We start from the raw sequence: 21,707 nt of genomic DNA, 5'->3' as shown, positions 1-21,707 counted from the left end.
GGGCCGCTCAGCGCGCCGCCAGCACGGCCTGCGCGACTTCGGCAAAGCCGGCGCCGCGTTCGCCCTGCGTGATGAAGGCCGGCCAGGTGTGCAGCTGCGGCGCGAAGCGCATCAGGTTGGCCACGCCCACGCTCAGCGGGAAGGCGCCGAACATCGCCTGGTCGTTGGTGGAGTCGCCCACGTACACCCAGCGGTGCTGCTCGGGCGCGAGTGCGCGGCCGAACAGCCGCTGCAGCATCCAGTGCGCCGCGCTCAGCTTGGTGTGGGTGCCGAACCAGCCGTTGACGTGGATCGAGCTCACGGTGGCCGTGAGGCCGTCTTCGCGCAGCAGCGCCACCACCTGCGCGATGGCGGCGTCGTCCAGATGGTTGAACTCGCTGTGGTCGATGGCGATGTCGGTGACGCGGCCGGGGCTGTCGGTGGCGAGCCGCGCACCGGGCACCGCGCGCAGCACGCGCGCCGCGGCCGCCTGCAGGCGCAGCGCGTTCGCCGCGCGCGTGGCGGCGTCCTGCGCGTACTCGATCTGCAGCCCGCCGCGGCCGTCGGGGATCAGCGCCACCGCGCCGTTCTCGGCCACGATGGCCCGCAGCGGCCACTGCAGCGCGAACGGCTCGCTCCAGCCCTGCGGCCGGCCGGTGATGGCGATCACGGGCACGCCAGCGGCGTGCAGCGCGGCCAGGGCCTCGGCCGCAGGAGGGTCGAGCCGGCCGTCGGCGGTGAGCGTGTCGTCGATGTCGGTCATCACGCCCAGCACGCCGGCCAGCGCGGCCGTGTGCAGCGGCTGCGATTGACAGCCGTCAAGGTGCGGGGCGGACGCACTGCCGATCATGGTTGTCATCACACTGTCATCCCTGCACCGCCATGGCCAAGGATTCTGCCGCAAGCCCCCCCACCGCCCGGCCGCTGCCGCCCCGGCGCGCGCGCCGCGTGGTGCGCGGCGACGTCGCGCCGGCACTCGGCGCGGCCGCCCTCGAGACCAGCCAGCTGGCACGCGCCACCGAGCGCACCCAGACGGTGGCGGCGATGGCGCTGGGCGACGTGCTCGCCAGCCACGCGCGCGGCGACGGCGGCCCCGGCGACTGGCTGCGCGAGCTGCAGGCGCTGGTGGGCGGCGCCTCGCCCGACGAGGCCAAGGCGCTGCGGCGGCTGTTGTTCGAGCGCGCGCAGTCTGCCCCGGCGGCCGACGGCATCGACCCCGACCTGGAACTGGTGCCCGGCTGGCGCGACGGCGGCTACCCGTACAGGAACCTGATGTCACGGCGCAACTACGAGCGCCAGAAGTACCGGCTGCAGGTGGAACTGCTGAAGCTGCAGGCCTGGGTGAAGGACACCGGCCAGCGGGTCGTGATCCTGTTCGAGGGCCGCGACGCCGCCGGCAAGGGCGGCGCCATCAAGCGCTTCATGGAACACCTGAATCCGCGCGGCGCGCGGGTGGTGGCGCTGGAGAAGCCCAGCGAGATCGAACGCGGCCAGTGGTACTTCCAGCGCTACATCGAACACCTGCCCACGCGCGGCGAGATCGTGCTCTTCGACCGCAGCTGGTACAACCGCGCCGGCGTCGAACGCGTGATGGGCTTCTGCACCGACGCCGAGTACGACGAGTTCATGCGCCAGGCCCCCGAGTTCGAACGGCACCTGGTGCGCAGCGGGGTGCACCTGTTCAAGTTCTGGTTCTCGGTCAGCCGCGGCGAGCAGCGGCGGCGCTTCAAGGAACGCGAGGCGCACCCGCTGAAGCAGTGGAAGCTGAGCCCGATCGACATGGCCAGCCTCGACAAGTGGGACGACTACACCCGGGCCAAGGAGGCGATGTTCCTGCACACCGACACCTCGGACGCGCCCTGGACCGTGATCAAGTCGGACTGCAAGAAGCGCGCGCGGCTCAACGCGCTGCGCTACCTGCTGCACCGCCTGCCGTACACCAAGCGCGATGGCGCCGCCATCGGCGCCGTGGACAGCCTGATCGTGGGCCGGGCGGCGCTGGCGAGCTTCGGCGCGGACGAGTTCACGACCGGCGGCGCACAGGACCAGGACGCTTGAGGCTAGAATTCGCAGGTTCTTCGAGGAGCGTTGCAACCTCTGCATGAGGCCAGGCTCGGAGATCCCCACTTGCAACCGCGCTCACCTGCACGACCAGCGTCGTGGGTGAGTTTTTGTTGTCTCCCCAACGCCGGTCTTGCGGGTTCCACATCTGTACGGAGCCTGACGATGAACGCTGTTCTCAAACCCCTGCACGACCACGCCGTGGCCGACCTGTCGCTGGCCGACTGGGGCCGCAAGGAAATCAAGATCGCCGAGACCGAGATGCCCGGTCTGATGGCCATCCGCGAAGAGTTCGCGGCCGTCCGCCCGCTGCGCGGCGCGCGCATCACCGGTTCGCTGCACATGACCATCCAGACCGCCGTGCTGGTGGAAACGCTGCAGGCGCTGGGTGCCGACGTGCGCTGGGCCAGCTGCAACATCTTCAGCACGCAGGACCACGCCGCCGCCGCGCTGGCAGCCAAGGGCACGCCGGTGTTCGCCTACAAGGGCGAGACGCTGAAGGACTACTGGGACTACACGCACCGCATCTTCGAGTTCGGCACCAAGGGTGACCAGCACGAAGGCCCCAACATGATCCTGGACGACGGCGGCGACGCGACGCTGCTGATGCACCTGGGCAAGAAGGCCGAGACCGACATCAGCGTGCTCGACAAGCCGGGCAGCGAGGAAGAGACCATCCTCTTCGCCGCCATCAAGGCCAAGCTGGCGGTGGACCCCACCTGGTACAGCCGCAAGGGCGCGCAGATCATCGGCGTGACCGAAGAGACGACCACCGGCGTGCACCGCCTGAACGAGATGAGTGCCAAGGGCACGCTGATGTTCCGCGCCATCAACGTCAACGACAGCGTCACCAAGAGCAAGTTCGACAACCTCTACGGCTGCCGTGAGAGCCTGGTCGACGCCATCAAGCGCGCCACCGACGTGATGATCGCCGGCAAGGTGGCCGTGGTCGCCGGCTACGGCGACGTGGGCAAGGGCTCGGCCCAGGCCCTGCGCGCGCTGAGCGCCCAGGTGTGGGTGACCGAGATCGACCCCATCAACGCGCTGCAGGCCGCGATGGAAGGCTACAAGGTCGTGACCATGGAGTACGCCGCCGACAAGGCCGACATCTTCGTGTCGGCCACCGGCAACCTGAGCGTCATCACGCGCAAGCACATGGAAGCGATGAAGGACCAGGCCATCGTCTGCAACATCGGCCACTTCGACAACGAGATCGACGTGGCGGCGCTGGCCGACTGCACCTGGGACGAGATCAAGCCGCAGGTGGACCACGTGGTCTTCCCCGACGGCAAGAAGATCATCATGCTGGCCAAGGGCCGCCTGGTGAACCTGGGCTGCGGCACCGGCCACCCCAGCTTCGTGATGAGCTCGTCGTTCGCCAACCAGACCATCGCGCAGATCGAGCTGTTCACGCGCCCCGAGGCGTACGAGTCGGGCAAGGTCTACGTGCTGCCCAAGCACCTGGACGAGAAGGTCGCGCGCCTGCACCTGAAGAAGGTCGGCGCCATGCTGACCGAGCTGACCGACGCGCAGGCCGCGTACATCGGCGTCAGCAAGGCCGGTCCGTACAAGGCCGATACCTATCGGTATTGACCCCCCCGGAGCGGCCTGCGGCCGCCTCCCCCCAGGGGGCACCGTCGGCGGACCGGCAGAGCCGGATCCGCGACGGTTGCTTGATGTCGGCCCCGCGCTGTGCGCGTGGGCCGTTTTTCCATCGACGATCCGGAGGCGGCCATGACGGGCAGCGTTCCCATCAGCTTCGAGTTCTTCCCGCCCAACACCCCCGTCGGCAGCGACAAGCTGAAGACGGTGGTGGCCGACCTGGCGGCGGTGCGGCCGGAGTTCTTCAGCGTCACCTACGGTGCCGGCGGCGCCACGCGCGACAAGACGCTGGCCACGGTGCAGGACATCGCGGCGCTGGGCTTCGATGCGGCACCGCACCTGAGCTGCGTGGGCAGCACGCGGGACGGCATCCGCGAGATCCTGGCCACCTACCGCGCGCAGGGCATCCGGCGCCTCGTGGCACTGCGCGGCGACCTGCCCAGCGGCACGGCGGTCGCGGGCGAGTTCCGGTATGCGGCCGACCTGATCGACTTCATCCGCGCCGAGCAGGGCAGTGACTGGCACATCGAGGTCGCGGCCTACCCCGAGTACCACCCGCAGCAGCGCTACGCGAAGAAGGACCTGGAACACTTCGCGGCCAAGGTCCGGGCCGGCGCCGACAGCGCGATCACGCAGTTCTTCTTCAACCCCGACGCCTACTTCCACTTCGTCGATGAAGTGCGCAGGCTGGGGGTCACGGCGCCCATCGTGCCGGGCATCATGCCCATCCACAACTACGCGAAGATCGCGCAGTTCGCGGCGCGCGACGGCATCGAGATCCCGCGCTGGGTGGCGCTGAAGATGGAAGGCTTCCTGGACGACGCCGCGAGCGTGCGCGCCTTCGGCCTGGAGGTCGTCACCCGCCTGTGCGAGCGGCTGGTGGCCGGCGGCGCACCGGGCATCCACTTCTACACGCTGAACCAGTCGGCGCTGTCGCTGGAAGTCTGCCGCCGCCTGGGCGCCCTGCCGCAGGTCTGAGCCAGATCAAGACCATGGCGCGCACGTGCCATGGCCGCTGCGCGTTTTGCTGCGGCGCAATACAAGGGTGGCACCCCGCGGGTTCAATGCGACCAGGCCATGTGGCCCATTGCAAAGAACCTGAGGAGTTCCCCCATGAAGAAGACCTGGATCACGCTGGCCCATGCCACTGCAGCCGCTGCTGCCCTGGCCGCCGCCCTCCCCGCCCAGGCACAGGACACCGGTGACTGGATCGTGCGTGCGCACGCGCTGTACCTGGACTCCGCCAACAAGGACAGCACCGGTCTCGGGCTCACGGTCGACAACAAGACCTTTCCCGAGTTCGACATCAGCTACTTCCTGACGTCCAACCTGGCGCTGGAGCTGGTGCTGACCTACCCGCAGAAGCACACGATCTACTCCAACGGCACCGAGATCGGCTCGCTCAAGCACCTGCCGCCGACGCTGTCGTTCCAGTACCACTTCACCGGCCTGCCGGTGCGGCCCTACGTCGGCGTGGGCCTGAACTACACCCGCTTCTCCGATGTCGAGTTCACGCCGGCCGTGCAGGCGACGCTGCGGCCCACCATCAAGAAGAACAGCGTCGGCCTGGCGCTGGGCGCCGGCATCGACGTGCCGGTGGGCGGCGGCTGGCTGTTCAGCGCCAACCTGAAGAAGGTGCAGATCGAGACCGACGTGTCGTCGTTCGGCACGAAGGCCGGCACCTTCAAGGTCGATCCGATGCTCTACAGCGTGGGTTTCGGCAAGCGGTTCTGATCGCCCGCGGCCGGGCGCCGGCCCGGCAGCACCACGGCGGCCGGCGCAGCGGTGCCCGCCGCCGTTGTCGTTGCTGGCGTGGTCTGCAGGCTCAACCCCGCGCCCTGCACGTTGCCCGCGCCCACCGGCGACAGCACGAAGCCGAGGTCGTTGCGGTTGCCCGTCAGCGTGACCGGCGTCACCTGCGCGCCCAGCACCGGATAGGCGCCGCAGGCCTCGCCCCGCGCGCAGATGATGCCGTCGTTGTCGTAGTCGGTGCCGGCGACGACGACGATCTTGCTGGCCGTCACGCCGGCCAGGCTGTAGCGGTAGGTGCCGCCGGTCGGCGCGGCCACGGTCACCTGCTCGATGAAGTCGCCGCTGTCGCCGTCGTAGACCAGCACGTAGACCGGCCCGAGGTCGCCGCCCACGGTGCTGCCGGGCGCGCGCTTCTCGATGCTCAGCGCCACCGTCAGCGTGCGGGCGGTGGTCTGCACCGTGACCGTGGGCGTGACCACGCCTTCGGCCAGCAGGCTGCGGTTGACCGTGATGCGGTAGCTGCCCAGGCCGGTGGCGGTGTCCACGGCCACCGGCGCCACCGTGACGGCGGCGTTGCTGGTGCTCGTGGCCGTGACCCGCTCGGTCGTGGTGTCGGTGGCGCGCACGGTGAAGTCGAGCGCCGTCGCCGCGGCGCCGAAGTCCAGCGCGCTGGGCTGGGCTTCGAGCACGCCGGTGCTGGGCGGCGCGGTGCCGTCGCGCAGCGTCAGCGCGGCCTGCACGGCCTTGCTGGCGTTGATGACGCCCCAGCCGTGGTTGTTGTCGCGGCCGGCGGGACCGACGTCGTCGGTCAGCGCGCCTTGCGCCAGCAGCGTGTCGACCTGCGCCGGCGTGATGGCCGGGTGCACCCAGCGCATCAGGGCCAGCACGCCCGCGGCGTGCGGAGTCGCCATCGAGGTGCCCTGCAACACGCCGAACGTGGGCACGCGGCTGCCGCTGCCGTCGAACGTGGCCAGCGTGCTGTACACGCCGTCGGGCTGGCCGGTGCCGGTGGTGCTGGTGCGCATGTCGCCGCCCGGCGCCGCCATCGCCACGGTGGCGCCGGTGTTGGCGTAGGGCGCGATGCCGCGCTGCGGATCGGTGGCCGTCACTGCGAGCACGCCGGGGCAGTTGGCCGGGTAGCCGACGTCGGTGATCTGCCCTGCCGGCCGGTTCGATTCGTTGCCGGTGGCCGCGACGATCAGGGTGCCGGCCGCGCGCACGCTGGCGAACAGCTGCGCGCTGTCGTTGTCGCAGGCCACGCCCGAGGCCCCCAGGCTGAGGTTGATGACGTCGGCGCGCCGCGCCGGCAGCTGGCCCGACACATTGGCCTGGCGGCTGGCATAGCGGATGGCCTCGGCGATGTCGAAGAAGCTGCCGCTGCCGCCTTCGCCCAGCACGCGCAGGCCCATGATGTGCGCCATCGGCGCGACGCCGGCTGCGCCGCTGCCGTCGAACGTGGAGGCGGCCACCGTGCCGGCCACGTGCGTGCCGTGGAAGGAGGGCTGCGAGTCGGGCACGCGCAGGTCGTCGGGGTTGTTGTCGATGCCGTTGCCGTCGCCGGCCGAGGCCGCGCTGGAGATGAAGTCGAAGCCCGGCACCAGCTGCGGCGCGAGGTCGGGGTGGTCGGTGACGATGCCGGTGTCGATGACGGCGACGATGGGCCGCACGGTCGGCTGCACGGCCAGGCCGGCCAGGCGCTGCATCGCGGCGGGCAGCGCGATCTGCTCGTAGTGCCAGCGTTGCAGCGGGTAGCGCGGGTCGTTCGGCGGGAAGGTGCCGACCAGCGCACTGGCGTGCAGCACGCGGTTGAGCATGACCTGGTCGAAGGCGCCGCTGGCGCGCAGCTGCTTGGCCTGCGCGATGGTGTCGAGCAGGCGGCGCGAGTCGGCACCCACGTGCTGCAGCCGCGCGGCGCGCGAGGCGGCGGCCCCCTGGGTCCGTGCACGCGGCGCGGCGCCGTCGTCCAGTGCCAGCAGCGCCAGCCGACCGGCGGCGACGGCCCCGCGCTGCACGCGCAGCGGGCGTCCGGCCAGCTGCGCGCCGGCACGCACCGCCTTCGCGCTGTCGGCGCGCAGGCCGACCACCAGCTCGCCCGGGCGCACACGCTGCGCCACGGCGGCGCTGGTGGTGGCGTTCAGGCAGCTGCTGGTGGCACCGGCGGCGGTGACCCGCAGGTTGTAGAGCGAGGCACCGTCGAAGGCGTTGACCGCGATCGTGTACGCGCCGGGGCTGCTGATCGTGATGCACTCGCTGGCGCTGGTGCCGATGGACTCGCCCACGATGTTCAGCGCACCGCCGATCTCCTGCAGCACGTAGAGGTCGACGTCGTTGACGTCGGGGTCGGCCGTGAAGTCCAGCTCCAGCGTCTGGCCGGCACCCAGCGTGACGGTGTAGGTGTCGTATTCGTCGCCCAGCGCCGTGCTGGCGCCGGCGGGCCCGGCGCCCGGCAGGTTCACGGTGCCCAGCACCTGGCTCGACGCGGTGATGGGCTGCGACGTGCCGAAGTCGTTGTCGCGGCGCGGTGCCTGGTTGGGGTCGTTGGTGTCGCTGTCGAGCACCAGGTTGGCGGCCACCGACAGCGTGCCGCCGATCGTCACGCCCGCCGGCGGCGGGGGCGGCGGAGGCGGCGGGGGCGTGGCGCCGCCGCCGCCCCCGCCGCAGGCCGTGAGCGTGGCAGTCGCCACTGCCGCGAAGGCCAGGGCCAGCTGCGACCAGCGTTGCTGGGGGGTCGTCGTCGTCATGCGCCGTCTCCTGCGGGTTCGGGGGGTGCAGCTGTCCGGTGCGGGCGCACCCCGATCGGCAGATGCTAACCAGCGCCCCGTGCCGGCCCATCCCAAGGAAGATGGGCGCGTGGCGAACTTCGCACGCTTCAGACCGCGGGGTGCTGCCAGTGCACGCCGTCCTCGGTCAGCACCACGTCCAGCGGCACGTCGTGCGGCTCGGCTTCCAGCCAGGGCACGAAACCGTGCGCGTAGCCCACGCCCACCGTCACCGGGGGCGGGTCCAGCGCGGCCAGGGTGCGGTCGTAGAAGCCCCCGCCGTAGCCCAGGCGCAGGCCGCCGGGCCCGAAGCCGACGCAGGGCACCAGCAGCAGCTGCGGGCGAAAGCGTTCGGTGTCCTTGGGCTTGGGGATGCCGTAGGCGTCCTCTTCCATCGGGCAGCCGGGGTACCAGACATGGAAGTCCAGCTGCTTCGTGTCGCGGTCGATCACCGGCAGGCCGATGCGCCGCTCGGGCCCGCCTTCGCTCCAGCGGTACAGCGCCGGCAGCGCGTCGAACTCGCCCTTGATCGGCCAGTAGGCGCCGATCGTCGTCTCCTGGCGCCCCACCAGCCACACCCGCAGCACTTCCTGCAGGTGCACCGAGCGCTGGTGGCGGTCGACCAGCGACTGCCGCTCGGCCTGCAGCTGCTTGCGCAGCAGCTTCTTGTCGCGCGAGGGCTCCAACGACAGCGTGAAGGGCAAGGTCATGCCGTCATTGTGCAGCCTGGGCCACGCCGCGCGGCACGCGCCGCGGCGGCGCGCGACCGCCTCAGGCCGCGTGCAGCACCGGCGCGGGCCAGCGTGCGCGCCAGGAGCGCGCCGCCGGGGAGCTGGCACGCTGCGGCACCTCCAGCAGCGCCACGCGGGCGGCCGGCCAGCCTTCCAGCACCCACTCGCTGCCGGCGGGCAGCGGGTGGCGCTCGCCGGTCTGCAGCCAGACGTCGCCGCCGGCCAACCCGGCGCCCGAGCGGGTGAGCCACACCCGGCCGGTGGTCACGAGCAGCCAGCGCACGACCGGCGCCGCCGGCAGGCGGGTGGCCGTGCGCGGCTCCAGCGCCCATTCCCAGGGCGCGCTTTGATGCACAGGCGTCATGGTGGTGGTGGACATCGCCGGCCTCGTCTTTCGCAGTGAAGTGCAGCTATTTTCTGCAGCAGGTGGCTTCCGGTCCAATCACGATTGGGTTCTGTATTGATAACATCCGAGCATGAATCGACCTCGCCAGCGACCACTCGCCGTCGGCACCCTGCGCGCCTTCGAGGCCGTGGCGCGGCGGCTCAGCTTCCGCGGCGCGGCCGAGGAACTGCACCTCACCCAGCCGGCGGTCAGCCGCCAGATCCGTGCGCTCGAAGACGAACTCGGCGCACCGCTGTTCCTGCGCGGCACGCGGCACGTGGAACTGACCGGCGCGGGCGAGTCGCTGCTGCGCTCGGTGGCGCCGCTGCTCGACCGGCTCGACGCCACGGTGCGGCAGATCCGCACCGCACGCGGCCGCCAGAGCGTGTCGCTGACGACCTTCGCGTCTTTCGCGTCGCTGTGGCTGCTGCCGCGGCTGCAGGAGTTCCAGCACCTGCACCCGGGCATCGACATCCGGCTGTCGGCCAACGACGTCATCGCCGACCCCGACGATCCCGAGCTCGACCTGGCGCTGCGCTACTGCCACCCCGACGACGCGCCGCCCGGCTCGACCCTGCTGTTCGGCGAAGTGCTGACGCCGGTGGCCAGCCCGTCGCTGCGCGGTCTGCGCCGCCCGGCCGACCTCGCCCAGCACACGCTGCTGGAGGAGGACGCGCCGCTGGCGAGCGTCGAGTACCTGAGCTGGCGCCACTGGCTGCGCCTGAACGCGATGCCGCAGCTGGAGCCGCGCGGCTGGCTGTACCTGAACTTCACCTACCAGCAGATCCAGGCTGCGCTGGCCGGCCAGGGCGTGGCGCTGGCGCGGCTGGCGCTGGTGGGCGAGTCGCTGGCGCGCGGCGAGCTGATCGAGCCCTTCGGACCCGCGGGCCGCATCACCAGCCCCTACGCGTACTGGCTGGTGCGCTGGCCGGCGCGGCGCGAGCGGCCCGAGATCGCCGCCTTCGAGACCTGGGTGCTGGCGCAGGCCGCGGCCACGCGCCAGGCGCTGGCCGACCAGACAGCGGAAATGGCCTTGGGCCTGCGCTAAATTCGTTGCAACGGCCGTCGGCCCGGGACCCTACAGTGACCACCATGCGAACCGCCCTCATCGCCGCCACCGTGCTGGCCGCGCTGCTGCCCGGCGTGGCCCGCGCGCAGACCACCGACGACCTCGTCGTCGAAGCCCGCGAGGCGCTCAACAAGCGCGACCGCGCCCGCCTCGACACGCTGCGCACGGCCGTCAACTTCGCGCGCCACCCGCTCGCGCAGTGGGTCGAGTACTGGGAGCTCGGCAACCGCCTGCAGGAGGCGCGCCCCGAGGAGGTCGAGGCCTTCTACGCGCGCTGGTCGGGCACGTATGTCGAAGACCGGCTGCGCAACGACTGGCTGCTGGAGCTGGGCCGCCGCCGCGACTGGGCCAACTTCGTGCGCGACATGCCGCGCTTCAAGATGAACGACGACCGCGAGGTCACCTGCTACCAGCTGCTGACCCAGCACCAGGCCGGGCAGGACGTGGCAGTCGCGGCGCGCAGCACCTGGGCCGCGCAGCGCGACGCCGACGATGGCTGCACGCTGCTGGCCGCCACGCTGCTGGACAGCGGGCGCTTCAAGGCCGAGGACGTGTGGGCCACCGTGCGCGTGGCGGCCGAGTACGGACGCCCGCGGGCCGCCCGGGCTGCGGCCGGCGTGCTGGGGTCGGCGACCGCGCGCGCGGTCGAGGAGATCTTCGCCGACCCGGCGAAGGCTCTGGCGAAGAAGCCGGCCGACCCCGACCTGGCGCTCGTGGCGCTGTTGCGCCAGGCTGCCGCCGACCCCGCGGCGGCAGCGTCCGCGCTGCCCGACTGGCGCCGCCGCCTGGGCCCCCAGCGCCACGCGCTGGCCTGGGGCGTGACGGCCCGGCAGGCCGCGTTCAGGCTGCTGCCCGAGGCCACCGGCTTCTACCGCAGCGCGTGGCGCGCGCTGCCCGAGGGCGCCACGCCGGCCACGGTGGCCTGGTCCGACGACGTGCTGGCCTGGCAGGTGCGTGCCGCACTGCGGGCCGACGTGCCCGACCGCTGGGCGCTGGTGCAGCAGGCCATCGCCGCGATGAGCCCGGCCGAGCAGCGCAACGACGCCTGGGTCTACTGGCGCGCCCGCGCGCTGCAGGCGCTGGCCGCGCCGGGCACCGAAGGCGACGCCGACCGCGCTGCGGCGAAGGCCCAGCTGGAAGGGCTGGCGCAGCAGATGAGCTTCTACGGCAAGCTCGCCACCGAGGACCTGGGCGGGCGCGTGGTGCTGCCCGCCAGGCCGCTGCCGCTGACCGAGGCCGAGCGCCTGGCCGCGCGCAGCACGCCGGGCTTCGCGCGCGCGCTGCAACTGATCCAGCTTGGACTGCGCAGCGAAGGCGTGCGCGAATGGAACTTCACGCTGCGCGGCCTGGGCGACCGCGAACTGCTGGCCGCGGCGCAACTGGCCTGCGAACGCGAGGTCTGGGACCGCTGCATCAACACCAGCGACCGCACGCGCAGCGAAGTCGACATGGCACAGCGCTTCCCCATGCCCTTCCGCCGCGAGGTGCTGGCCAAGGCCGGCGAGATCGGGCTCGATCCGGCCTACATGTACGGCCTGATCCGCCAGGAGTCGCGCTTCATCATGGACGCGCGTTCGCACGTGGGCGCCTCGGGCCTGATGCAGATCATGCCGGCCACCGCACGCTGGACGGCACGCAAGATCGGCATGGACTACCGCGCCGAGATGATCACCGACCGCGACATCAACCTCGCGCTGGGCGCCAGCTACCTGAAGATCGTGCTCGACGACTTCGGCGGCTCGCAGGCGCTGGCGGCGGCTGCCTACAACGCCGGCCCCAACCGGCCCCGGCGCTGGCGCGAGGGCGGGCTGTTCGAGACCGCGGCCTGGGCGGAGAGCATCCCGTTCAACGAGACCCGCGACTACGTCAAGAAGGTGTTGTCGAACGCCGTCTACTATGGGGCGATGCTGACCGGACAGGTGCCGACGCTGAAGTCGCGCCTGGGCGGGCCCATCGGTCCGCGCGACCCGGCAGCGCCCCTCAGCGACCGCGAGATCCCCTGACCACCATGCCCGACAACATCCTCGTCCTGGGCGGCACCGGCTACGTCGGCCGCGCCGTCTGCGAACGGCTGGCCGAGCGCAGCAGCGCCGGCCGCATCGTCGTGCCCACGCGCCGCCTGGCGCACGGCGACCGCGTGCGCGCCCTGCCCACGGTCGAGCTGGTGCAGGCCGACGTGCACGACCCGGCGCAGCTGGCGAAGCTGCTGGCGCGCGCCGACGCGGTGGTGCACCTGGTGGCCATCCTGCATGGCAGCGCCGCGGCCTTCCAGCAGGTGCACGTGGAGCTGCCGCGCCAGCTGGCGGCGGCCTGCGCCGCGGTGGGCGTGCGGCGGCTGGTGCACGTCAGCGCGCTGGGCGTGGGGCCGGGCGCGCCGTCGCACTACCTGCGCAGCAAGACCGAGGGCGAAGCCGTGCTGCAGGCCGCGGGCCTGGAACTCAGCGTGCTGCGGCCGAGCGTCATCTTCGGCACCGAGGACCGCTTCCTCAACTCCTTCGCGCAGCTGCAGGCGATCGCGCCGGTGATGCCGCTGGCCGGCGGCGGCGCGCGCTTCCAGCCGGTGTGGGTGGAAGACGTCGCCTCGGCCATCGTGCGCTGCCTCGACGACCGCGGCAGCATCGGCCAGACCTACGAGGCCACCGGCCCGCAGGTCTACACGCTGAGCGAACTCGTGCGCCTGGCCGGGCGCTGGGCGGGGCACGAACGACCGCAGATCCCGCTGCCGCTGGCCGTGGGCCGACTGCAGGCGCTGGCGATGGAACTGCTGCCGGGCACGCCGCTGATGTCGCGCGACAACCTCGACTCGATGCAGGTGCCCAACGTCGCCACCGGCACGCTGCCGGGGCTGCAGGCGCTGGGCATCACGCCCACCGCGATGGAGGCGGTGGCGCCGCTGTACCTGGGCCGGCGCTTCGGCCGTGCGCGCATGGAACCCTGGCGCGCCGGGGCGCGGCGCTGACGGCATCGCCGCCCTGCCCTGTCGCGCCGCGCATCGCACCGATCAGCAACTTGCATCCCTCGCGGCGCAGCCCGCCGCTAGCATCGTCGGCCTGACGGGTTCGGCACGGCAAGGAGGCCTGCGATGGCGCTGCAACTGGTGATCGGCAACAAGAACTACTCCTCGTGGTCGATGCGGCCGTGGGTGCTGATGCGCACGCTGCGCATCCCGTTCGAGGAACAGAAGCTGCGCTTCGACTTTGCCGAGGACTCGGACTTCCGCCGCGCCGTCGCGCGCGTCAGCCCCGCCGGCACGGTGCCGGTGCTGGTGCACGACGGTTTCGCGGTCTGGGACACGCTGGCCATCGCCGAGTACCTGCACGAACAGTTCCCCGAGCGCGGCGTGTGGCCGGCCGATGCCCGTGCCCGGGCGCGTGCGCGCAGCCTGTGCGCCGAGATGCACGCCGGCTTCGGGTCGCTGCGCAGCCACTGCCCGATGAACATCGAGGCGGCGCTGCCCGAGGTCGGCGCGCGCATCTGGGCCGAGCAGCCCGCGGTGCGCAGGAACGTGGCCCGCATCGAGGCCATGTGGGCCGAGGCGCTGCGGGACAGCGGCGGGCCGTTCCTGTTCGGCGACTTCGGTGCCGTCGACGCCTACTACGCGCCGGTGGCGATGCGCCTGCGCACCTACGCGCTGCCGGTCTCGGCCGCGACACAGGCCTACGTCGAGCGCCTGACTGCAGCACCCGGCGTGCGCGACTGGATCGCCGACGCGCTGGCCGAGGCCGACTACCTGGACTTCGAAGAACCCTACCGCCCCCACCGATGACGGGCACGTTCTACGTCGTCGGCGGCGCCGTGCGCGACGCCCTGCTGGGCCAGCCCGCCACCGACCGCGACTGGGTCGTCGTCGGCAGCACGCCGCAGGCGCTGCTGGACGCGGGCTACAAGCCGGTCGGCCGCGACTTTCCCGTCTTCCTGCACCCCGAGACCGGCGAGGAGGTGGCGCTGGCGCGCACCGAACGCAAGTCGGCGCCCGGCTACCACGGCTTCAGCTTCCACGCCGCGCCCGACGTGACGCTGGAGCAGGACCTGGCGCGCCGCGACCTGACCATCAACGCGATGGCGCAGGCCGCCGACGGCACGCTGGTCGACCCCTTCGGCGGCCGCCGCGACCTGCAGGCACGCGTGTTCCGCCACGTCGGCCCGGCCTTCGTCGAAGACCCGGTGCGGCTGCTGCGCCTGGCGCGCCTGGCCGCACGCTGGCCCGACTTCACGATCGCGCCGGAGACGGCGGCGCTGCTGGAGCACATGGTGGACGGCGGCGAGGTCGACCACCTGGTGCCCGAACGTGTGTGGCAGGAACTGTCGCGCGGGTTGATGGAGGTGCGACCCAGCCGCATGTTCTACGTGCTGCGCGGCTGCGGCGCGCTGGCGCGGCTGCTGCCCGAGGTGGACCGGCTGTGGGGCGTGCCGCAGCCGCCCGAGCACCACCCCGAGGTCGACACCGGCCTGCACCTGATGCTGGTGCTGGACCAGGCCGCGGCGCTGCAGGCCCCGCTGCCGGTGCGTTACGCCTGCCTGGTGCACGACCTGGGCAAGGGCACGACGCCGCCGGCCGAGTGGCCGCGCCACATCGGCCACGAAGTCCGCAGCGCCCACCTGGCGCGGCGCGTGGGCGAACGCTGGCGCGTGCCCGGCGACTGCCGCGAACTGGCCGACGTGGTGGCGCGCGAGCACGGCAACATCCACCGCAGCGGCACGCTGGGCGCCGCGGCACTGCTGCGGCTGCTGGAGCGCTGCGACGCGCTGCGCCGCCCCGAACGCTTCGAGCAGGTGCTGCTGGCCTGCGCATGCGACGCGCGCGGCCGCACCGGGCTGGAAGACCGCCCCTACCCGCAGCGCGCGCGGCTGGCTGCGGTGCTGCGCGACGCGCTGGCGGTGGACACCGCCGCCGTGGCCGCAGCGGCTGCAGAACGCGCTCAGCGCGGCCCGGACATCGGTGCCGCGGTGCAGGCGGCCCGCACGGCGGCCATCGCGGCCGGCCTGACGGTGGGACTGGCGGAGTTGGGCGACGGCGCCGAGCCCGTCAGATCAGCAGCCCCACCAGCCCCGCCAGCAGGCTGAGCACCAGCGAGCTGGCGATGGGCAGGTAGAACGGCCGCCCGCGCCACTGGAATTCCAGGTCGCCGGGCAGCTTGCCCAGCCCCATCTTGCGCAGCCAGGCGTGCAGCCCGTTGAACAGCACGAAGGCCAGCAGGAAGACGATCAGCCAGCGCATGCGACCGGCCTCACAGCGTGTGGCAGCGGTCGCCGCGGGTGAAGCCCAGCGGGTCGAACGACACGCCCTTGGCGAAGCCGATCACCTTGAACAGCTCGCCCATCTCGTGCTCGGTCAGCAGCTTCTGCGTGTTGGCCGTGGTGCGCACGTCGGCGCCCTGCAGCAGGTCGAGGATGCCGCAGTTCATCAGGAAGTGCGCCTGGCTGGTGTAGCCGATCACCTGCAGGCCGGCGTCCTGGCCGGCGAGCGCGATGCCGGTGAAGTCGACGTGCGCGGTGATGTCCTTGGCGCCGACGTCGACCAGCGGGTCGGCATCGGCGCGGTGGCCCTGGTGGCACATCAGCGTGCCGCCCGTGCGCTGCGGGTGGTGGTACTCGGCCTCGGGGAAGCCGTAGTCGATGAAGAACAGCGCACCGGTGTGCAGGCGGTCGGCCAGCGTGCGCACGAAGGCCTCGGCCTGTGCGTGCAGCTCGGTCACGGTGCCGGGCACGACACCCGTGTCCACCGGCGGGCGCAGCGCGGTGGCGCGGTCGGCCCAGACGAAGCGGTCGTCCGCGACCGCCACGCCGCGTTCCTGCCACGCGCCGCCGTCGAAGTGCAGCAGCTGCACCGGCATCGCGTCCAGCACCTCGTTGCCGACGACCACGCCGCGCATCGCGTCCGGCAGCCGGTCGTGCCACTGCACCCGCGGCACCCACGCCGCCAGCCGCTGCTGCTGGCGCGCGCGCAGGCTGCCCGACACGTCGACCACGTGGTAGCGCACGTCGGCCGGCAGCGCGGCCAGCAGCTGGGCCGCCAGCGCGCCCGAGCCGGCGCCGAACTCGTACACGTCGCGTGCGCCCGCCGCGCCCAGCGCCTGCGCCACCTGGCGCGCCAGCGCGGCGCCGAACAGCGGCGACAGCTCGGGCGCGGTGACGAAGTCGCTGCCCGACTGCGGCAGCGTGCCGAACTGGCGGTCGCCGCCGCTGTAGTAGCCCAGGCCGGGCTCGTAGAGTGCCGCGGCCATGAAGCGGTCGAAGGGCCACCAGCCGCCGTCCGCCGCGATGCGCCGGCGCAGCAGCGTCGATAAACTGTCGGGTTCCGCGTCGGCCATCGCCGGCATTGTAGGAACCATGCCGTCCAACCGCCCCGTCGTTCTCGTCACCGGTGCCGCGCGCCGCATCGGGCGTGCCATCGCGCTCGACCTGGCCACGCACGGCTGGGACCTGGCCGTGCACCACCGCAGCTCGGCCGTCGATGCCGCCGCCACCGCGGAGATGGCCCGCGCTGCCGGCGCGCGCGCCGAGGTGTTGGCCGCCGACCTCGCCGACGAAGCCGCCTGCGCCGCGCTGGTGCCGGCGGTGCTGCGGGCCTTCGGGCGCGTAGACGCGGTGGTCAACAACGCCTCGGTGTTCGAACACGACACCGTCGCCGACTTCAGCTACGCCGCGATGGACCGCGCGTGGCGCGCCAACACCGCGCCGGCCATCGTGCTGGCGCGTGCGCTGCACGCCTGCGTCACGGCGGCCGGGCACCCGGCCGGCCGCGGCTGCGTCGTCAACATCCTCGACCAGAAGCTCTGGAACCCCAACCCCGACCACCTCTCGTACACGCTGAGCAAGGCGGCGCTGGAAGCCGCCAACACGCTGCTGGCGCAGGCACTGGCGCCGGCGCTGCGGGTGTGCGGCGTGGCGCCGGGCGTGACGCTGCATTCGGGCGACATGAACGACGCCGAGTTCGCCGCCTCGCACCGCATGACGCCGCTGCAGCGCTCGTCCACGCCCGACGACGTGGCGCGCAGCGTACGCTTCCTGCTCGACTCCCCTGCCGTGACCGGCACCACCCTGCTCGTCGATGGCGGTCAGCACCTGCAGGCGCAAGCCCGCGACGTGATGTTCCTCGCGCGCGCCAGCCAAGGCTCCTGACATGCACAGCCAGATCACCCACCCCCGCCTGCTCGACTGCCGCCGCCTCTTCCTGCGCGACTACGAGGTCTGGATCAACATCGGCGTGCACGACTTCGAGAAGAAGGGCGAGCAGCGCGTGCTGGTCAACGTCGACCTCTACATCCCGCTGGCGCTGTCCACGCCCACCGCCGACACGCTGGAGGAGGTGGTGGACTACGACTTCATCCGCCGCAGCGTGATGGACCGCGTGAAGCAGGGCCACATCCACCTGCAGGAGACGCTGGTCGACGAATTGCTGCGCACGATGCTCGCCCACCCGCGCGTGCGTGCCGCGCGCGTCAGCACCGAGAAACCCGACGTCTACCCCGACTGCGACGCCGTCGGCGTGGAAGTCTTCGGCATCAAGGACAACGCATGAACGCCATGACCGACGCCGCCGCTGCCGCGCAAGCTGCGGAAGCCGCAGACGCCACAGCAGGCCGCCCCGATTCCCGCAAGGCCGCCTTCGAGGCCAACAAGCTGCGCAAGCGGCTGCACCGGCAGGTGGGCCAGGCGATCACCGACTTCAACATGATCGAGGCCGGCGACAAGGTGATGGTGTGTCTGTCGGGCGGCAAGGACAGCTACGCGATGCTCGACATCCTGCTGGCGCTGCAGGAGCGCGCGCCGATCGATTTCGAGCTGATCGCCGTCAACCTCGACCAGAAGCAGCCGGGCTTCCCCGAACACATCCTGCCGGAGTACCTGAAGAGCCGCGGCGTGCCCTTCCACATCGAGAACCAGGACACCTACAGCATCGTCAAGCGGCTGGTGCCCGAGGGCAAGACCATGTGCAGCCTGTGCAGCCGGCTGCGCCGCGGCATCCTGTACCGCGTGGCGGGCGAGCTGGGCTGCACGAAGATCGCGCTCGGCCACCACCGCGACGACATGGTGGTGACGTTGCTGATGAACATGTTCTTCGGCAGCCGCATGAAGGGCATGCCGCCGAAGCTGGTGTCCGACGACGGCCGGAACGTCGTCATCCGCCCGCTGGCCTACGTGGCCGAGACCGACCTGGAGCAGTGGGCGCTGCACCGGCAGTTCCCCATCATTCCGTGCACGCTGTGCGGCAGCCAGGACAACCTGCAGCGCGTGGTGGTGAAGAAGATGATCCGCGAGTGGGAGAAGCAGTACCCCGGCCGCACCGACAACATGTTCACCGCGATGGGCAACATCGTGCCTTCGCACATGATGGACCGGAAACTCTTCCCGTTCACGACGATCCAAGCCACGGGCGTGGCCGATCCCGGTGGCGACATCGCCTTCGACGACGAACCCTGCGCGCCGCCCGCGGCCACGATCCAGCTGCACCGCAACCCGACCGACGAGGACGCACCATGAAAGCCCTGCTGGCCCTGCTGCTGACCACCACGCTCGTTGCCGGGTGCAGCGGCCTGAACACCATCAGCACCGAGGTCTCCAGCTACGGCGACTGGCCGGCCGAACGCAAGCCCGGCACCTACGCCTTCGACCGCCTGCCGTCGCAGCAGGCGCAGGCGGCCGAGACCGACCGCATCGAGGCCGCCGCGCGCGGTGCGCTGCAGAAGGCCGGCTTCCAGCCCGCGCCCGACGGCCAGGCGCCCGACGTGCTGGTGCAGGTGGGTGCGCGCACCACGCGCACCGAGCGCCAGGTCTGGGCCGACCCGCTGTGGTGGCGCGGCAGCTTCGGCATCTGGCGCCCGGCGCCGTGGCCGGGCACGGCCTGGCAGCTGTCGATGCGCACCGAGCCGCCGCGCTACGAGCGCGAAGCCGCCGTGCTGCTGCGCGACCGCGCCAGCGGCAAGCCGCTGTACGAGGCGCACGCCACGCACGACGGCAGCTCGGCGTCGGACAGCACGCTGCTGCCCGCCCTGTTCCAGGCGGCGCTGACGGACTTCCCGCGCCAGGGCCTGAACCCGCGCACGGTGGTCGTCACGCTGGGTTCCTGAGCCGCCGACGCTGCGCCGGCAGCGACGCTCACTGCGGCGGCGCCGCCAGCGCGCGCAGGTCGTCTTCCCAGGTCTTGAGCTGCGCGCGCGCAGCCTGGCGCTGCGCCGGCGTGGTGGCGTTGTGCAGCTGCGCGCCGAACGCGCAGTTGTAGTCGGCCAGGCGCTGCTGGTAGACGCGGTAGGCCGGGTCCTGCGAGATCTCCGCGCGCTCGGCCAGCGTGCGCAGCGCGGCGATGGTGCGGTCGCGGTCGGCGCGCTCGGCCGTCAGGCGGCGCAGCGTCTGCAGCGTGTCGCGCTGGCGGCGCTCGCGTTCGGCGATCCAGGCCTGCGGATCGAACGGCGAGGCCGCGACGCCGGCCGCGATGACGCGCTTCTGCGCGTCGCCCAGGCGCCCGTACAGCATCTCGGCGCGCTCCACCGTGCGCTCGACCGAGCGGGCCAGCCGCTCGGCGGGGTCGGGCTGCAGGAAGTCGTCGCGCATGTCGGCATTCTTCTTCTCGAACTGGCGCTCGAGATGGCGCCACTGCGGCTCGCCGAGTCCGCCCACCAGGTCGGCGGCCAGCAGCACGCCGCGGTCGACGATGGGGTCCAGGCGCTCGCGGAACTGCCGCTGCCAGCGGCACACCTGGGCCGGTGTCGTCGGCTCCAGCACCTCGGCATGCGCCGCGGCCAGCAGCGCCGCCAGCTGCGGCAGGTCGGCGCTGCGCGTGCGGTCGAAGAGCTGGTCGATCGCGGCCTTGGCACGCGGGGCCTGGTCGCCGGGGAAGTCGATGTAGCCGTCCAGCCACCACCAGGCCGCCAGGGGGCCGTTGTTGTAGGCCAGGCGCAGCGCACTGCAGCCCGACAGCAGCGCCAGCAGGGCACCGATAATCAGCGTTTTGACCAGGGACGTTGGCATGGCACTGAACGTGGTGGTGATGGCGGCCGGCAAGGGCACGCGCATGAAGTCGGCGCTGCCGAAGGTGCTGCACCGTGTGGGCGCGCGCAGCCTATTGCAGCATGTTCTGGATGCCACCGCCGGTCTGGGGCCCACGCACACGGTGGTGATCACCGGTCACGGCGCCGAGGCCGTGGAAGCCGCGGTCGCTGCCGGCGGCCTGGCCGACGCGCAGTGCGTGCGCCAGACGCCGCAGCTCGGCACCGGCCACGCGGTGCAGCAGGCGGTGCCGGCGCTGCAGCCGCAGCACGCCACCACGCTGATCCTGAACGGCGACGTGCCGCTGATCCGCAGCGCCACCGGCGCGGCGCTGGCCGCGGCCTGCGGCGGCGAGCGGCTGGCGCTGTTGACCATCGAGCTCGCCGACGCCACCGGCTACGGCCGCATCGTGCGTGCCGCCGACGGCAGCGTGCAGGGCATCGTCGAGCACAAGGACGCCACGCCGGCGCAGCGCGCGATCCGCGAGGTCTACACCGGCATGATGGCGGCGCCCACCGCGCTGCTGGTGCGCTGGGTCATGGCGCTCAGGAACGACAACGCGCAACGCGAGTACTACCTGACCGACATCGTCGCGATGGCGGTGGCCGAAGGCGTGCCGGTGGTGGCCACGGCCGCGGCCAGCGAGACCGAGGTGCTGGGCGTCAACAGCCCGCTGCAGCTGGCCGACCTGGAACGACGCTACCAGCGCCAGTGTGCCGACACGCTGCTGGAAGCCGGCGTGCGCCTGGCCGATCCGGCGCGGTTCGACCAGCGTGGCACGCTCGCGTGCGGCAGCGATGTCGAGATCGACGTCGGCTGCATCTTCGAAGGCCGGGTCGTTCTGGGCAACAACGTGCAGATCGGCGCGCACTGCGTCATCCGTGACGCCGAGATCGCCGACGGCGCCGTGATCCACCCCTACACGCACATCGACGGCGCGCGCGTCGGCGCCGGCGCGCTGGTGGGCCCGTACGCGCGGCTGCGCCCCGGCGCCGTGCTCGGGCGCGAGGTGCACATCGGCAATTTCGTCGAGGTCAAGAACTCCACGCTCGCCGCCGGTGCCAAGGCCAACCACCTCGCCTACCTGGGCGACGCCACGGTGGGCGAGCGCGTGAACTACGGCGCGGGCAGCATCACCGCCAACTACGACGGCGCGAACAAGCACCGCACCGTGATCGGCAACGACGTGCACGTGGGCTCGAACTGCGTGCTGGTGGCTCCGGTCACGCTGGGTGACGGCGCCACCATCGGCGGCGGCTCCACGGTGTCGAAGGACGCGCCGGCCGGCACGCTGACGGTGGCCCGCGCGAAGCAGGTGTCGCTGCCCGGCTGGCAGCGTCCGCGCAAGCAGCCCAAGAACGCGGGCTGACCCGGTTGGCAGG

At 72.1% G+C, this 21,707-nt stretch carries 21 protein-coding genes and 1 riboswitch; of the genes, 14 read left to right on the top strand and 7 right to left on the bottom strand.

The window, feature by feature from the left end; all coding sequences use genetic code 11:
* Positions 1 to 7: 7 nt before the first annotated feature.
* Positions 8 to 829, bottom strand: a complete 822-nt coding sequence (locus ACPOLB_RS18240; RefSeq protein ID WP_425261945.1) for an HAD-IIB family hydrolase — start codon at positions 827 to 829, stop codon at positions 8 to 10.
* A gap of 32 nt (positions 830 to 861) precedes the next feature.
* On the opposite strand from ACPOLB_RS18240, the gene ppk2 reads away from it, so the two are divergent.
* From ppk2 to ACPOLB_RS18220, 4 genes are all read left to right on the top strand, one after another.
* A complete protein-coding gene (gene ppk2 / locus ACPOLB_RS18235) occupies positions 862 to 2,037 on the top strand; it encodes a polyphosphate kinase 2 (protein ID WP_425257437.1) in 1,176 nt (391 codons plus the stop codon).
* 16 nt (positions 2,038 to 2,053) lie between these two features.
* Positions 2,054 to 2,127: riboswitch (S-adenosyl-L-homocysteine riboswitch) on the top strand.
* A gap of 78 nt (positions 2,128 to 2,205) precedes the next feature.
* Complete coding sequence (gene ahcY / locus ACPOLB_RS18230) at positions 2,206 to 3,633, top strand: adenosylhomocysteinase (RefSeq protein ID WP_425257435.1); 1,428 nt, start codon at positions 2,206 to 2,208, stop codon at positions 3,631 to 3,633.
* 141 nt (positions 3,634 to 3,774) lie between these two features.
* Complete coding sequence (metF, locus tag ACPOLB_RS18225; RefSeq protein ID WP_425257434.1) at positions 3,775 to 4,620, top strand: methylenetetrahydrofolate reductase [NAD(P)H]; 846 nt, start codon at positions 3,775 to 3,777, stop codon at positions 4,618 to 4,620.
* A gap of 135 nt (positions 4,621 to 4,755) precedes the next feature.
* Positions 4,756 to 5,376 (top strand): OmpW/AlkL family protein, encoded by a 621-nt coding sequence (locus ACPOLB_RS18220; protein WP_425257433.1) that lies wholly within the window; start codon positions 4,756 to 4,758, stop codon positions 5,374 to 5,376.
* Here the strand turns inward: ACPOLB_RS18220 and ACPOLB_RS18215 are convergent.
* The 3 genes from ACPOLB_RS18215 to ACPOLB_RS18205 form a co-directional block, all read right to left on the bottom strand.
* Entirely contained in the window at positions 5,346 to 8,135 is a 2,790-nt protein-coding gene (locus ACPOLB_RS18215) for a S8 family serine peptidase (RefSeq protein WP_425257432.1), read from the bottom strand. The two genes, ACPOLB_RS18220 and ACPOLB_RS18215, sit on opposite strands and share 31 nt — an antisense overlap.
* Positions 8,136 to 8,263: 128 nt before the next feature.
* On the bottom strand, positions 8,264 to 8,863 hold the full coding sequence (locus ACPOLB_RS18210) for a 5-formyltetrahydrofolate cyclo-ligase (protein ID WP_425257431.1): 600 nt from the start codon (positions 8,861 to 8,863) through the stop codon (positions 8,264 to 8,266).
* A gap of 61 nt (positions 8,864 to 8,924) precedes the next feature.
* Entirely contained in the window at positions 8,925 to 9,263 is a 339-nt protein-coding gene (locus ACPOLB_RS18205) for a DUF2917 domain-containing protein (protein ID WP_425257430.1), read from the bottom strand.
* A gap of 97 nt (positions 9,264 to 9,360) precedes the next feature.
* Between ACPOLB_RS18205 and ACPOLB_RS18200 the strand changes: the two genes are divergently transcribed.
* The 5 genes from ACPOLB_RS18200 to ACPOLB_RS18180 all read left to right on the top strand — a co-directional run bounded on the left by ACPOLB_RS18200 (position 9,361) and on the right by ACPOLB_RS18180 (position 15,402).
* Positions 9,361 to 10,317, top strand: coding sequence for a LysR substrate-binding domain-containing protein (locus ACPOLB_RS18200; protein WP_425257429.1), 957 nt, complete (start codon positions 9,361 to 9,363; stop codon positions 10,315 to 10,317).
* Between the two features lie 44 nt (positions 10,318 to 10,361).
* Positions 10,362 to 12,341: a transglycosylase SLT domain-containing protein gene (locus ACPOLB_RS18195; protein ID WP_425257428.1), complete on the top strand. Its 1,980-nt coding sequence runs from the start codon at positions 10,362 to 10,364 to the stop codon at positions 12,339 to 12,341.
* Between the two features lie 5 nt (positions 12,342 to 12,346).
* Complete coding sequence (locus tag ACPOLB_RS18190) at positions 12,347 to 13,297, top strand: complex I NDUFA9 subunit family protein (RefSeq protein WP_425257427.1); 951 nt, start codon at positions 12,347 to 12,349, stop codon at positions 13,295 to 13,297.
* A 123-nt stretch (positions 13,298 to 13,420) separates the two neighbouring features.
* Positions 13,421 to 14,104 carry a glutathione S-transferase family protein gene (locus tag ACPOLB_RS18185; protein ID WP_425257426.1) on the top strand — a complete coding sequence of 228 codons (684 nt, stop codon included), beginning with the start codon at positions 13,421 to 13,423 and terminating at the stop codon, positions 14,102 to 14,104.
* Entirely contained in the window at positions 14,101 to 15,402 is a 1,302-nt protein-coding gene (locus tag ACPOLB_RS18180) for a multifunctional CCA addition/repair protein (protein ID WP_425257425.1), read from the top strand. The genes ACPOLB_RS18185 and ACPOLB_RS18180 overlap by 4 nt, the downstream gene beginning before the upstream one ends.
* On the opposite strand, the gene ACPOLB_RS18175 is transcribed toward ACPOLB_RS18180, so the two are convergent.
* Positions 15,365 to 15,556, bottom strand: a complete 192-nt coding sequence (locus tag ACPOLB_RS18175) for a DUF2905 domain-containing protein (protein WP_425257424.1) — start codon at positions 15,554 to 15,556, stop codon at positions 15,365 to 15,367. The genes ACPOLB_RS18180 and ACPOLB_RS18175 overlap by 38 nt on opposite strands.
* A 10-nt stretch (positions 15,557 to 15,566) precedes the next feature.
* A complete protein-coding gene (locus ACPOLB_RS18170; RefSeq protein WP_425257423.1) occupies positions 15,567 to 16,649 on the bottom strand; it encodes a class I SAM-dependent methyltransferase in 1,083 nt (360 codons plus the stop codon).
* A 19-nt stretch (positions 16,650 to 16,668) separates the two neighbouring features.
* Between ACPOLB_RS18170 and ACPOLB_RS18165 the strand changes: the two genes are divergently transcribed.
* Genes ACPOLB_RS18165 through ACPOLB_RS18150 form a run of 4 tightly spaced genes read left to right on the top strand, consistent with a single transcriptional unit; the run spans position 16,669 to position 19,409 of the window.
* Positions 16,669 to 17,460 carry an SDR family oxidoreductase gene (locus ACPOLB_RS18165; RefSeq protein WP_425257422.1) on the top strand — a complete coding sequence of 264 codons (792 nt, stop codon included), beginning with the start codon at positions 16,669 to 16,671 and terminating at the stop codon, positions 17,458 to 17,460.
* Between the two features lies 1 nt (position 17,461).
* Positions 17,462 to 17,860: a dihydroneopterin aldolase gene (locus ACPOLB_RS18160; RefSeq protein WP_425257421.1), complete on the top strand. Its 399-nt coding sequence runs from the start codon at positions 17,462 to 17,464 to the stop codon at positions 17,858 to 17,860.
* Positions 17,857 to 18,822, top strand: a complete 966-nt coding sequence (gene ttcA, locus ACPOLB_RS18155) for a tRNA 2-thiocytidine(32) synthetase TtcA (RefSeq protein WP_425257420.1) — start codon at positions 17,857 to 17,859, stop codon at positions 18,820 to 18,822. The genes ACPOLB_RS18160 and ttcA overlap by 4 nt, the downstream gene beginning before the upstream one ends.
* The gene (locus tag ACPOLB_RS18150) at positions 18,819 to 19,409 is read left to right on the top strand and encodes a DUF4136 domain-containing protein (RefSeq protein WP_425257419.1); all 591 of its coding nucleotides are present in this window, start codon (positions 18,819 to 18,821) and stop codon (positions 19,407 to 19,409) included. Before ttcA ends, ACPOLB_RS18150 begins: the two co-directional genes overlap by 4 nt.
* A gap of 28 nt (positions 19,410 to 19,437) precedes the next feature.
* Here the strand turns inward: ACPOLB_RS18150 and ACPOLB_RS18145 are convergent, their stop codons facing one another.
* Positions 19,438 to 20,307 (bottom strand): DUF6279 family lipoprotein, encoded by an 870-nt coding sequence (locus ACPOLB_RS18145; RefSeq protein WP_425257418.1) that lies wholly within the window; start codon positions 20,305 to 20,307, stop codon positions 19,438 to 19,440.
* Between ACPOLB_RS18145 and glmU the strand changes: the two genes are divergently transcribed.
* Entirely contained in the window at positions 20,306 to 21,694 is a 1,389-nt protein-coding gene (glmU, locus tag ACPOLB_RS18140; RefSeq protein WP_425257417.1) for a bifunctional UDP-N-acetylglucosamine diphosphorylase/glucosamine-1-phosphate N-acetyltransferase GlmU, read from the top strand. The genes ACPOLB_RS18145 and glmU overlap by 2 nt on opposite strands.
* Positions 21,695 to 21,707 lie beyond the last annotated feature (13 nt).

The sequence above is a fragment of the Rubrivivax soli genome, assembly GCF_049810355.1.
Lineage (GTDB): Bacteria > Pseudomonadota > Gammaproteobacteria > Burkholderiales > Burkholderiaceae_C > Rubrivivax.
This window is presented reverse-complemented; position numbering and strand designations above follow the sequence as displayed.